Genomic DNA, 12446 nt, shown 5'->3' with positions numbered 1-12446 from the left:
GCCAGCGCGTTATTCGGCGCGTTTCTCGACCACGGCAAAGTCGGTATCGAGTTTGATGTCGAATTGACCTTCGGCACAGAGCACGTCATCCAAATCAAACCCATCGTCTTCCTTCTCGATATCATCGTCATCCATCTCACACTGCATCTCGCCCAGAACGGCGTTGATGCGTTCGATCTCTTCCTCGGTGAGGTCATCAGATGCCCAAACCGGACTGCCTGCAACCAACAACAGACTTCCGGTCAGACACAAAGCCCGCAACCCTTTCATGGCACTCCCCTATTCGATAACGCGTTCGCAAACATGAATTTCGCGGAACCTGACCAAAGGTCCTACTGGATGGAAATCTCGACACGTTGGGATTCCCCGGTGCTCCCAGGAATCTTTAACTCATACCGGCCGGGCTTAATCGCGATGAAGGACATATGGATCACCCCTTCGTCGTCGAATTCGAAACTATCCAGACCAAGTGGCCGGATTTCCAAATCATTGATCACGACCTCGTTGACCCAGACAGCCCGGAAAAATTCCGGTCCCGCGATGGCGAGCTCCGCCGATCCGTCGCTGACGATATCGATCTTGTAATAGGCGCCGGACTGAAGGTGCAGGGGCTTTTCCGCAAGCGGCTTGCCTGAGGCCAGCGTGATCGGCGGCAATGTCTCCCGATTACACTTGGCCAGCAGTCCCGCGAAACCAAACTTGTCACATAACGGCGCCGATTGTGCCGGCATCGCAAAAGACAGCACGAGCAGCCCGATCATGAAAAGAATACGCATTGTCTTCACCTCCCTACCCCCAGCACCGACAGCGCTTGGCGGAATGTTGTTTACGCCAGGACATCAGTTCGGGGACACGGCAACGCCCCAAGGCTGTTCCCCAACCTGTACCGACTTGATGACTTTGACGGACTCGACATCGATGATCGAAACGTCGTTCGAATTGCCGTTTGTCGTGATCAGGAATTTCTCATCCGGCGTGAAGGCCATCTGCCAAACGCGTTGGCCGACCAACAGGTATTCAACTACTTCATCCGTATCGCCATCGATTACCGCGACACGGTTCGCCGGCCCCAAGGCCACGAACACCTTTTTCCCGTCACCGGTCACCCGGACGCCGACCGGCTGCAATGCCTCGGGCGCCATTCCCGGCACCTGAAAACTGATCTTCTTCGTGATCGTCCCGGCTGCCGGATCGATCACCGAAACCGTGCCGCCGATTTCAGCACTTACATAAAGCTTGGCCCCATCGGCCGTGAACTGGGCGAAGCGGGGCCGTTGATCGACCAGGACGTTCTGGAAGATTTCATAGGTATCTGTGTTGATGAAGTGCGCCATGTTCGTCGTTTCCGACGTGTTCACAACGACCTTGCCGTCCGGCGAAATGCCCATGCCCTCCGGCTCGACCCCGACCGGCACTTCGGCAATCATAGTGTGCTTCTCGACATCGACGACGGTGACGATGTTGTCGTCTTCATTCGCGATATATAGCGGGTTTCCCGAAGGGTGCAGAATGAACAATTCCGGGTCCGGTCCGGACGGCAGAGTATGTGTCTGCTTCAAGGTCGCGGTGTCGAAAACCCTGACCGTATCGTCATCGGAAGCGCAAACGTAGAGTTCCTTGCCGTCGTGACTGACGGTAATGCCGCGGGGCCGTTGGCCGCCGGGAATGGTCTTGGTCACTTCCCAAGTTTCACTATCCAGGACGGAGATCGTATTTCCCTTTTCGTTCGTGACATAGACCGTATAGGCGCCGGCCGTATGGGCATAGGCCAAGGCGCCGAAGGCAATCATGGCCGCACAGGTCGATCGGATCATCACTTGCACTTCCTTCCCTTGGGCAACGTGCCCATATTTTTACCGCACACAGGTCGATTCCGGTTCATCGAACCCGAGCGTATCCAGCCGCGAGACTTTATGGAGGTATTCCTTCTGCGGTGAGACGGAGACCAGAACCTTGTCGCCGACCAGCAATACCGGTTGCCGCAACTGACCGTTCCACGGACGGAAGGTTACTTTCACGCCCTTGAAGGCAGCCAATTCGAAATTCGGGCCGAGCAGATAGTCCTTCATTGTGCCGGGGTCGTATGAATTCGTGCGCGTCACGACTTCACCCAACACCCGCAAGGCCAGCCAGACCTGATAGTCGAGCGGCCGGGCATACCGGTTGGACTCCTTTTCGAAGCGGCGCTGGAACTGGGTCGCGCCCCAGGCTTCATGCGCCGGGTGAAACGTCGTCGGACGCAGCCCAGCCGACCCCGCGACCGGCCGCGGGTCCCATGTCTGGTAAGGCAGATAGGCGGCGAAGACATCCGCCTCGTCCGCGGCAACGAGAACATCGTAGTCGTCCATGCGTTGCGTGAAGACGGGCATCTGCTTCTGCACCAAGACGTGACCGGAATCCGTCCTGCGCGCGCCACCGGTGTCTTCGAAGACCCGTTCCTCGACGATTTTCGCGCCAAACTTTTTCGCCGCCCTGCGATAGGCGTCCGCCAACAGAAGGTCTTCCGGATGCGAACCGTGGATTAATGCCCATTCCCGCCATTTCTTCCACATCAGGAATTGCGCAAGGGCATCTGTCAGCATCGCCCGGCTTGGGGCCACATGCAGAATATTGGAACGGCAACTGTCGTTGCGAAGGCGATCGTCCATGGCCTGGGCGTTGACGACAACAGCACTGTCGCCAACGGCGTCGGCAACCGCAAGAAGCGTCTCTGCCTCGGCCGCCATGACGATATAGTACACCCCTTCCCCAACAAGGCGCTGCACTTCGGCAACCGCTTGGTCGGGTCCGACCGCCAAATCGACGGTTTCGAATTCCTGTCCTGTGAAACGCCCGGTGGTCTGGTTATCCGCAGTGGCGAGCTTTCCGCCCACGAAACCCAAATCGTCGGGCGGCAAGTCCAGGCGCGAAATCGGCAGCGGTTTTTCAACATCGACACGAATAACGGCGGCCTTAACCGTCAACGTATCCGCCGACAATGCTGGTCGCACCGAAGCTGATACAAATGCAACAGCCCCTAGTGCGAAGGCGCAAATTATAGTCTTTGCTGTCCCACGCATTTTTTCGCTCCCTAGTTTTGATTTCATCTAAGGGTCATGCGCAGGTCAAGCAGCGTGCCAGGGGTTTTTCCACATAAGGACTTAATAAGACCAACATTCGATTTACCGATGCAATAGGACCTTAATCCAACTTGCCGCCAACATCGCCACGACCCACGATAGACCGATGATGATGATATTCGTCCAGCTTATCCGGGCTCGATTTCGTGTGCCCGGGTTGCCTCGATCGAACCGGAACCACCTGCCGTAAATACGGAGGAACCACAGCAAAAACAAAACCTAGGGAGGAACATATGAGGTTTTCACTTCTAACCATTCTTGCACTGTCACTGGCGCTGCTGGTTCAGCCCGCATCGGCGCATGGTCCGACCAGACAGAAAGTCACCGTCAAAACGACCGTCGCAGCCTCACCGGACGAAGTCTGGGCGGCGATCGGCAATTTCCAGGACATGAGCTGGCATCCCGCCGTGCATTCCTCGACCGGTGAAAACGGGAACAATATCGACGCGACCCGCGTCCTCACCCTCGGCCAGGAAGGCGGTCCGACGATCGCCGAGGTGCTCTACAAATATTCTGCCGAAAAGCGCAGCTATTCCTACCGGATTACGGATGTGAAGGTCGAAACGCTGCCTGTGACCAACTATTCGTCCCATTTGACCGTTCGGCCGTCCGGAAGCGGGTCGGAGATCGAATGGCGTGGCGCCTTCTATCGCGGCTACCCGAATAACGACCCGCCGCCGGAATTGAATGACGAGGCAGCCGTCGCAGCGGTGACCGGCGTCTACGAAGCCGGGATGCAGGCCCTGCGGGAACGGTTCGGGGCGGGTAATTGACGGCTGACGTCGTGCGCCGCAACGCCTGGGGGCGCGCCGCCGCCTTTGCAGCCGCGGCGGTTTCCCTTTTCTCAAGTTCCGTCCTTGCCGATACGGCGTTTATCACCAACCAATCCAGCGAGGACCTTTCCGTCGTCGACCTCGACACCGGGAAGGTCCTGCGCACCACGGCGATTGGTGGAAAACCCGCGGGTGTTGCCATCGGTCTGCATTGGGGAGGTCCCCCACAGACCGTCTACGTGGTCAGCCCCGACAGCAAGACTGTTTCCGTCCTGGACGGCGAAGGCCGGGAAGTCTCGACCCGGATTAAACTTCCTGGAGGCCCGCTGGGCATCGCCGTACATCCTTCTGGCAGCCCGATTTATGTCGCCGATTGGTACGGCGCGCGGCTATGGGCTGTTGACCCGCATGCCGGTGTCGTTGGGGAAATTTCCACAGGCGATTCACCGTCCGGGATCGCCGTGACGCCGGACGGCACCAAGGTGCTGAGCGCCGACCGCGACAGCAATCAGGTCACGATTGCCGATGCGGCTACGTTGGCTGTCCTGTCGCGGGTTCCGGTTGGAATCCGCCCCTTCGGCATCACCATCGACCCGGCCGGCCGTCACGCCTACACCGCGGATGTCGGGTCGAACACAGTTACGGTCATAGACATCGCCACGTCCACGGCCATCGGACAAGTCCCTACCGGGGAGCGGCCCTATGCGGTCGCTCTGGCCGACGGCAAAGGGTTCGTCACCGACCAATATGCGGACACCGTGACGGTTTTCGACCTGGCAACACTGGCACCAATCGGCCGGATCGACGTCGGTGAGTATCCGGAGGGCATCGACCTGTCCCGGGATGGACGTTCCGTCATCGTAGCCAATTGGTTTTCCAACTCGATATCTGTCATCGACGTCGAAACGCTCGCCGTGACCCGCGAAATCGAGGTTGGCGACGGTCCCCGGGCTTTCGGCCTTTTCATTGGAAATTAACGGCGACTATTTGCGTGCAAAGCCCGTCATGGGCGCGGTTCAAGCTGCTCCGTCGCCCATGCCTGCGCCGTCCATCCATCGGTTCCATTCGGGTACCAATAGACGGATGTATACCCATAGCCCAAGGCACGCTTTGCCGCGTTCCAAGACATCCAGCACTCCGCCAGGCAAAAGAAGACCACCGGATGGGCCTTGTCGTTCCCAGTCACGGCGGCAAGCCCATCCCGGAAGTATCTGTCGGTTTCTTCCGCGATCGCGCCATAGCCCACATTCACCAACCATGTCGCACCGGGAATGCTATGCCGCGGTTTATCCCGCCAGATGGTTCCTTCAGGAAGGTTTTTCGGTTTCGGCGGGCGGGGCAGCACATCGACGAATTTGGCCGATCCTTCCTGCCAAAGCGCCCGCGCGCCGGCATCGTCAAGAACGATAGCCCCTTCAAGGCTGACCGGGACGGGAGCGCGATAGCTGTCCATGCGGAAACCGTCCGGCTCAGCGGGTTGCTCAGCCTGGGCGGCGCCGCAAACGAACAGTGCGGCTAACAGAACACCAACGCGGAGGCGTATCATTCCTGCAAGGGTTTGAGGCCCTCTCCCATATCGTCGACCAAGGGCACGCCATACTCCGTCAGGATCGCGTCGATTTCGCCCTGGTGTTTACGTATCAGCGAATTCAGTTTTCGTTTCCACACCAATTCGCCTTGCCTCACACCCATGGTGATCCGGTAGAACAATCGCGGTGCCCCCTGCTCTTTCAGCAACGGGGTAACTGTCAGTCCGGCCTGTTTTCCGTAATAGCCACCGATCGGCCCCCATAGGATGGCGGCATCGATCTCTCCCGCCTGCAGGTCGGCGATCATCTGCTCGGTTGGGGATTCTACGCGCCGGTCGACCATCAAACGGTAGGGCTTGGCCTTGCCGATCAAGCCGTTCCTGGCCATATGCGTCGCTGGTGGGCTTCCCGCCACGATCCCCAAGGTCAGGCCTTTCAGCCTGTCGTCGGCCAGATGGTCGACACCCTCTATCGCGCTTCCGGGCTTCGTCACCATCACATAGGCGGATGTGTAGTAATGGTTGGTGTTCAAGACCAATTCATGGCCTTGAGCAAATCCGATGATCACATCGCAGCGGTTGTCCCGCAGCGTTTTGCGGACGAATCCGATCGCCATCGGGAACCACTCATACTGTATCGGCAACCCCAGATCGGCCGCAAAAACATCCGCGATCTTGTTTTCAAAACCAGAGAGGTCCTTGCTGGAAAACGGCGTGTTCGCTGGATCCGCGCAAACCCTGAAATGGCTTTTTGAAACGAGGTCCGTCGTCTGGGCGCCGGCCGGCATTGCCGTGCCGGCCAGCATTGCCACAGCCAGAATTGTCCCCTTCAGCGCCGGCGACACCTGCCTAAAAACCAAGGCAAGCATTCTCTTCTTCTCTGATCTGATCGCTTTTCGGCTCTTTTTTGCGCGGGCGTCCACGCGCAACTGCGTCCATACCGCGGGCCTTGAGGTAGACATAGATATCGTTGAGGTAACACATCACGTTCGGGTTATCGCCGAATGCCGGCATAACAGAATTGTGCGAGGCATCGACTTTCTTCCGGCCGTTAACGACAACATCGACGAACGCGTAATAGTCCATTTCGATGGCTGATTTCTTCAACGCCGGTGCATAGCTCGACCCTTCCCCTTCGGGACCATGGCATACATGGCATTCGGAGTGGTAACGGCGAAAACCGGAATAGGTCGGCCAGTCCACCGTGCCATCCTCATCAATCTGAAAGGTTGGGATATCGTCTTCGGTAAAGTATTTCCCACCATCCTCATATGCGACTGTGATGTTGTCCGCATGGGCTGCCCCCAATGTGGCAAGTAGGAATGCGGCGGCTACCCCGAACCGAAAAAAGCTGAATGACATTATGATCGTTCCCTCATCCTGAACATTATTGGCACTGTTTTTTCTTCTTATAACGAGTCCGGCGCGGAGTTTACACTCCGCGCCGGTCCCGTTGCTGTTAGCAATTAGTATGACGGTAGCGCGACCTTAGTCAGGAAGCTTGAACACCGTCAACTGACCACCGAGAGCGGTATAGTTGCTCAGCGCGGCATAGCCACCGACCGCACCAAGCCCGTCGTTCGGGTTGGTCAAACCAGCTGCCAGACCGATCCCGGCCCAACCGCCGACACCGGACAACACGGCGACATACTGTTTGCCATCATGGGCATATGTCATGACGTTGCCGATGATACCTGACGGGGTTTTGAACTTGTAAAGCTCTTCACCCGTCTTGGCGTCGACCGCTTTCAGGAAACCTTCCAGCGTGCCGTAGAAGACGACATCGCCATCGGTCGAGAGAGCACCGGACCAGACCGAGAACTGTTCCGGGATCGACCAGACGATTTCACCCTTCTTGCCGTCCCAGGCGATGAAGTTACCCATACCGCCATGCGAGTTCGGGGCCGGGTACATCGACAGAGTTGCACCGACATAGGGCTGACCAGCCGTATAGCTGACACGGAACGGTTCATAGTCCATGCAGACATGGTTCGTCGGCACATAGAACAGTTCGGTGCGCGGGCTGTAGGCCGCCGGCTGCTGATCCTTCGTCCCCAACGCGGCAGGGCAGACACCCGTCGTGTTGACGTCTTCGCCGTTCTGTTCGGTCGAATATTTTGAAACGACCTGCGGACGACCATACTGATCAGAGCTTTTGTCCATTTCGACATGGGTCGCCCAGTTCACGGCCGGGTCGTACTTTTCAGCGACCAGCAGTTCGCCGGTAATGCGGTCCAGCGTATAGCCGAAGCCGTTACGGTCAAAATGGGTCAGAAGTTTACGCATCTTGCCGTCAATTTCCTGATCCGTGAGGATCATTTCATTGATGCCGTCATAGTCCCATTCATCATGCGGGGTCATCTGATAGACCCACTTCGCCATCCCGTCATCGGGGTCACGCGCCATGATCGTCATGGACCACCGGTTGTCGCCCGGGCGTTGTGCCGGGTTCCAGGTCGACGGGTTACCCGTGCCATAATAGAACAGGTCGGCATCCGGATCGTAGGAATACCAGCCCCAAGTGGCACCGCCACCGATCTTCCACTGGTCGCCTTCCCAGGTGTTCAGACCTGAGTCCTTGCCGACCGGTTTGCCGAGATGCGTGGTCTTCTTCGGATCCATCAGGATCTGATCGTCCGGCCCCATGGAATAGGCACGCCAGACACGCTCGCCGGTTTCGATGTTGTAGGCCGTGACGTGGGATTGCACGCCAAACTCACCGCCGGAGATACCGACGATGACCTTATCCTTCACCGGAAGGACGGTCGCCGTATTGGTTTCACCCTTGGACGGATCGCCGTTAACGACAGACCACCGTACCTGACCGGATTTCGCGTCGAGCGCGACGACCGTGGTATCCGCCTGATGCAGGAAGACCATGCCGTTGGCGAAGGCGAGACCACGGTTGACCGTGTCACAGCACATCACCGGAATAACGTCCGGATCCTGCTTCGGCTCGTATTTCCACTTGATGGCGCCGTAATTGTTCAAGTCCAGCGCATAGACGATGTTCGGGAACGGCGTATGGACATACATCGTATCGCCGACAACGAGCGGCGAGCCTTCATGCCCGCGCAGAACGCCGGTCGAGAACGACCAGGCAACCTGTAGATCGCCGACATTGTCCCTATTGATCTGCGAAAGCGTCGAATGCCGGGTATTCGCATAGTCTCCCGTCTGAATAACCCAACCATTTGGGTTTTTCGTACCGGACATGACGCTGTCATTCGCCATGGACATCCCGGTACTGGCGAGCAAGGCCGCAGCCGCGCCCAAAAGGATTTTTCTCATTGGATTCCTCCCGTCGGTTACACCGATTACCGGACAAGCTTCGCGCCGTTTTGACCCTTCACCGGACCGGCAAACCCGTTGGCGCAACACGCACCCCCGAGTTTCTCTTGCTTGGGACGTACACCGTCCTCCGCTTTTATTTGGTTCTTAATAAAATCCGCTGGAACCATTTAGGGTCAAGCGGAATAGGCATTGATGAGCCGAAAGTAGTATACTGAATTCCGCTTCCTGCGGTTGCCGTCTGCGAAGCGACGGATTGGGCATGCCGGCGTATCAAAACACCGCACATCAGAGCCGCCCGGCCTTGCCCGACAAATCTTCTTTCAACCGGAAGGAGCACACGCGCCGGACATGTCGTCCGCCGGCACATGTGCCCGCAACTATCCGGCATAAGCAGCTCGTCGCCTACATCACGACGGCAGCGCGCCGCTCGCCTTGGCGACATGCGTTGCAATCGCGTCCATCAAGGGCGGAGAGAGGCAGTCATAGGGCTGCAGCCCTAGTTCCTTCAAACGTGCCCTGATTCCATCCATCTGCCCTGGATCCGTTCCCGCCTCGATGATTGAAGAGACGAAAGCCGCGAATTCGGGTGGTGCCCAACCGGCGTCGTCCGAAAGTTCCGTATGGATGAAGTCCAAGCCATAGAAAGGATGGCCCTCGTTTTCGATTCGCCCATACATATGGGCCCCGCATTCCTTGCAGGCATGCCGTTGGATTGCCGCCGACGGATCGACCACCTGCAACTTTTGGCCGTTCGCAACAACGGAAACCTGGTCCCGCGGGACCACAGCGATCTGCGAGAAGACAGCGCCGTCCGGTTTCCAGCATTTCGTGCATCCGCAAACATGGTTGTGAGCACATTGCGACCCCACGGAAACCTTCACCGGATCGGTTGAGCACTTGCAGCTCAGCGTGCCGCCGGAGAAACCCGGTGAGGCCGGCTTCAGCCCCCCGTCCACGCTAGGATGAATATGTACACCACTCATAATAACCTCCCTTTTTGTATGGTTTTTAGTATTCACTACACAAACCGGGCAGAAGGCCGCATGAATTTTTCTGATGCGCTCCCGCCCCTATTCGGGCGGTAAAAAGTGGTCTAGGCCGTCAAACGATCGGCATGCCAGTCCACATGATCCCGCCCAAAACTGGCGACAAAGAAATAGCTGTGATCGTAACCGGGCTGCATTCGGAACACCGATGCGGTCCGTGATTCTGCCAAGGCATTCGCCAATGCCTCCGGCTTCAAAAGGTCCAGGAACTGATCCGACGCGCCCTGGTCCACAAGAATGCCGCCTTCCCATCCATGCGACCCAACCAGCAAAGTGGAATCGTGAGTCTTCCATTTGCTTTCGTCAGTGCCGAGATAGGCCGTCAATTGTTTGCGGCCCCAGTCAGAGGCCGTTGGATTGGCAATCGGCGCGAAAGCGGAAAGCGATGCGAACAAGCCCGGATTCCCGAGCGCGAGTGTGATCGCGCCATGTCCGCCCATCGAATGACCGGTAACGCCGTGACGCCCTTCGAGCACCGGAAATTCCGACTGCACCAGATCTCTGAGTTCCGTCTTGATATAGTCGTACATCTTGAAATTCGGCGCCCAAGGGTCCTGGGTCGCATTGACGTAAAAGCCTGCCCCCTTGCCGAGATCATACGCCTCATCATCAGCAACGTCGTCCCCGCGGGGGGACGTATCGGGGAAGACGACCGCTATGCCGCGCCGCGCCGCATGTTCCTGCAAGCCTGCCTTGGTCATCGCATTCTCATGCGTGCAAGTCAGACCCGACAGATACCAAAGGCACGGAACGGGGCCCTTCTTGGCTTGCGGCGGCAGATAGACCGCAAAGGTCATATCGCAGGCGCAACTGGCCGACTTGTGTTTATAGACGCCCTGTACCCCGCCAAAACTGGCATTCTCAGAGATCGTCTCCATCGGCTGTACCCCCTAAACAATCAGAAAAACTTGTCAAAAACCAAAAGCGTAGAACGCTCTGCCGATACAGGAAGCGTCTCTAGATCAACTGCCGAACCGGCTGGTCAGCGTCCCTAATCCGGCTTCATAGATACCGGCGACCACACCGGACGCGGTATCCGCCAAAGGATCGAAAGTGGACGACCAGACGACCACCGCACCGTCGTTCGTCCCGACAACACTCAAGATCGACCGGTAATTCTTCACAGGAAGTGGCGACTCGACGATCTCGTAGCCGTAGGACATGCCGTCCGACCCAAGCGCCTTTTCCAGGATTTCACCACCACCGGCGAGGCTGAGCCGGCGGTGCTCAACACCATCAACCATTTCCTTGGCGGACCCTTCCGCCGCGGGATGCCAATCCGGCAGAGCTTGAAACCCCCCGATTACCGACCAAACGGATTCAGGCGTTGCTTTGACCGAAACGCTTCGGGTGACCTGTGCCATCCTATCCACTCCACATATTCAAGTTTGGGCGGCTGCCGGAAACCGGACAGCCGCCCGGCAGGATCAATACGTCACGACCGCGCGAATGGATTCGCCTGCATGCATCAGGTCGAAGCCTTTGTTGATGTCGTCAAGCGGCATGGTGTGGGTGATCATCGGATCGATTTCGATCTTCCCGTCCATGTACCAGTCGACAATCTTCGGAACGTCGGTCCGGCCACGCGCACCGCCGAAGGCCGTGCCGCGCCAGGATCGTCCGGTAACCAGTTGGAACGGTCGTGTTGAGATTTCCGCGCCGGCTGCCGCGACACCGATGATGATCGACTCGCCCCAGCCCTTATGTGCGCACTCCAACGCAGTCCGCATAACATTCGTATTTCCCGTCGCGTCGAAGGAATAATCCGCGCCGCCCTTGGTGATATCCACCAGATGAGCGACCAGGTCGCCTTCGACTTCGTTCGGGTTGACGAAATGCGTCATGCCGAATTTTTCGGCCATTTCCTTTTTCGCCGGATTGACGTCGACGCCGACGATGATGTCGGCTTGGGCAATCCGTGAAAGGCCTTGGATGACGTTCAGGCCAATGCCGCCCAGACCGAAAACGACACAATTCGAACCGGCTTCCACCTTGGCCGTGTTGATCACCGCGCCGATACCCGTCGTTACACCGCAACCGATGTAGCAAATCTTGTCGAAAGGCGCGTCCTCACGGACCTTGGCCAGCGCGATCTCCGGCAGCACCGTGTAGTTCGAGAATGTGGAACATCCCATGTAATGCAGGATCGAATCGCCATCGAGCGTCGAGAAACGCGAGGTTCCATCTGGCATCACGCCCTGTCCCTGCGTCGACCGGATGGCTTGGCAGAGATTGGTCTTGGGATTGAGGCAATAGTCGCATTCACGGCATTCCGGCGTATAAAGCGGAATGACGTGGTCGCCCTTCTTCAGCGTCTTAACGCCGGGCCCGACATCCACGACGACCCCCGCCCCTTCATGCCCCAGAATCGCCGGGAAGGCACCTTCCGGGTCGGCACCCGACAGCGTGAATTCATCCGTGTGGCAAATACCGGTCGCCTTGACCTCAACCAGCACTTCACCGGCCTTCGGTCCTTCCAAATTGACATCGATGACTTCTAATGGCTTTCCCGCCTGAAAAGCCACAGCTGCGCGCGTCCGCATGCATACCTCCCTGCAAGTTATCCGCAAAATGCGGTCCAGCCCTTATCATGGGCGGTTCGCGGAATATACTCAAACCGCATTGGGCGCAGGATAGGACTTTAGTCTAAAACTTCGCGGAGCCTTGGTTTTCGGTAAGGAAACTG

Annotated in this window: 14 protein-coding genes; 2 read left to right on the top strand and 12 right to left on the bottom strand. The window is 57.8% G+C overall.

All coding sequences use genetic code 11. The annotated features are described in order from the left end of the window. Nucleotides 1-9: 9 nt before the first annotated feature. The 4 genes from EOI86_RS02655 to EOI86_RS02640 all read right to left on the bottom strand — a co-directional run bounded on the left by EOI86_RS02655 (nt 10) and on the right by EOI86_RS02640 (nt 2963). Entirely contained in the window at nt 10-270 is a 261-nt protein-coding gene (locus EOI86_RS02655) for a PepSY domain-containing protein (RefSeq protein ID WP_127763586.1), read from the bottom strand. A gap of 62 nt (nt 271-332) precedes the next feature. Further along, nucleotides 333-776 (bottom strand): hypothetical protein, encoded by a 444-nt coding sequence (locus EOI86_RS02650; RefSeq protein WP_127763585.1) that lies wholly within the window; start codon nt 774-776, stop codon nt 333-335. Between the two features lie 63 nt (nt 777-839). Beyond that, the gene (locus EOI86_RS02645) at nt 840-1814 is read right to left on the bottom strand and encodes a YVTN family beta-propeller repeat protein (protein WP_193555779.1); all 975 of its coding nucleotides are present in this window, start codon (nt 1812-1814) and stop codon (nt 840-842) included. Between the two features lie 39 nt (nt 1815-1853). Continuing rightward, nucleotides 1854-2963, bottom strand: coding sequence for an ABC transporter substrate-binding protein (locus EOI86_RS02640; RefSeq protein ID WP_205032031.1), 1110 nt, complete (start codon nt 2961-2963; stop codon nt 1854-1856). Between the two features lie 389 nt (nt 2964-3352). On the opposite strand from EOI86_RS02640, the gene EOI86_RS02635 reads away from it, so the two are divergent. Next, on the top strand, nt 3353-3892 hold the full coding sequence (locus tag EOI86_RS02635) for an SRPBCC family protein (protein ID WP_127763583.1): 540 nt from the start codon (nt 3353-3355) through the stop codon (nt 3890-3892). Then, a complete protein-coding gene (locus tag EOI86_RS02630) occupies nt 3889-4869 on the top strand; it encodes a YVTN family beta-propeller repeat protein (RefSeq protein ID WP_205032030.1) in 981 nt (326 codons plus the stop codon). Before EOI86_RS02635 ends, EOI86_RS02630 begins: the two co-directional genes overlap by 4 nt. Nucleotides 4870-4895: 26 nt before the next feature. Here the strand turns inward: EOI86_RS02630 and EOI86_RS02625 are convergent, their stop codons facing one another. The 8 genes from EOI86_RS02625 to EOI86_RS02590 form a co-directional block, all read right to left on the bottom strand. Then, nucleotides 4896-5438, bottom strand: a complete 543-nt coding sequence (locus EOI86_RS02625; protein ID WP_127763582.1) for a PQQ-dependent catabolism-associated CXXCW motif protein — start codon at nt 5436-5438, stop codon at nt 4896-4898. Next, entirely contained in the window at nt 5435-6289 is an 855-nt protein-coding gene (locus tag EOI86_RS02620; protein ID WP_127763581.1) for a substrate-binding domain-containing protein, read from the bottom strand. Before EOI86_RS02620 ends, EOI86_RS02625 begins: the two co-directional genes overlap by 4 nt. Then, nucleotides 6270-6782, bottom strand: a complete 513-nt coding sequence (locus tag EOI86_RS02615; RefSeq protein WP_127763580.1) for a c-type cytochrome, methanol metabolism-related — start codon at nt 6780-6782, stop codon at nt 6270-6272. The genes EOI86_RS02620 and EOI86_RS02615 overlap by 20 nt, the downstream gene beginning before the upstream one ends. A 126-nt stretch (nt 6783-6908) precedes the next feature. Beyond that, nucleotides 6909-8711, bottom strand: a complete 1803-nt coding sequence (gene xoxF5 / locus EOI86_RS02610) for a lanthanide-dependent methanol dehydrogenase XoxF5 (protein WP_127763579.1) — start codon at nt 8709-8711, stop codon at nt 6909-6911. Between the two features lie 410 nt (nt 8712-9121). Then, complete coding sequence (gene gfa, locus EOI86_RS02605; protein WP_127763578.1) at nt 9122-9697, bottom strand: S-(hydroxymethyl)glutathione synthase; 576 nt, start codon at nt 9695-9697, stop codon at nt 9122-9124. Nucleotides 9698-9807: 110 nt separating this feature from the next. Continuing rightward, entirely contained in the window at nt 9808-10638 is an 831-nt protein-coding gene (gene fghA, locus EOI86_RS02600; RefSeq protein WP_127763577.1) for an S-formylglutathione hydrolase, read from the bottom strand. An 84-nt stretch (nt 10639-10722) separates the two neighbouring features. Further along, nucleotides 10723-11124 (bottom strand): SRPBCC family protein, encoded by a 402-nt coding sequence (locus EOI86_RS02595; protein WP_127763576.1) that lies wholly within the window; start codon nt 11122-11124, stop codon nt 10723-10725. A gap of 63 nt (nt 11125-11187) precedes the next feature. After that, nucleotides 11188-12303, bottom strand: a complete 1116-nt coding sequence (locus EOI86_RS02590; RefSeq protein ID WP_127763575.1) for an S-(hydroxymethyl)glutathione dehydrogenase/class III alcohol dehydrogenase — start codon at nt 12301-12303, stop codon at nt 11188-11190. Between the last annotated feature and the right edge of the window lie 143 nt (nt 12304-12446).

The organism is Hwanghaeella grinnelliae (assembly GCF_004005845.1).
Lineage (GTDB): Bacteria > Pseudomonadota > Alphaproteobacteria > UBA8366 > Aestuariispiraceae > Hwanghaeella > Hwanghaeella grinnelliae.
This window is presented reverse-complemented; position numbering and strand designations above follow the sequence as displayed.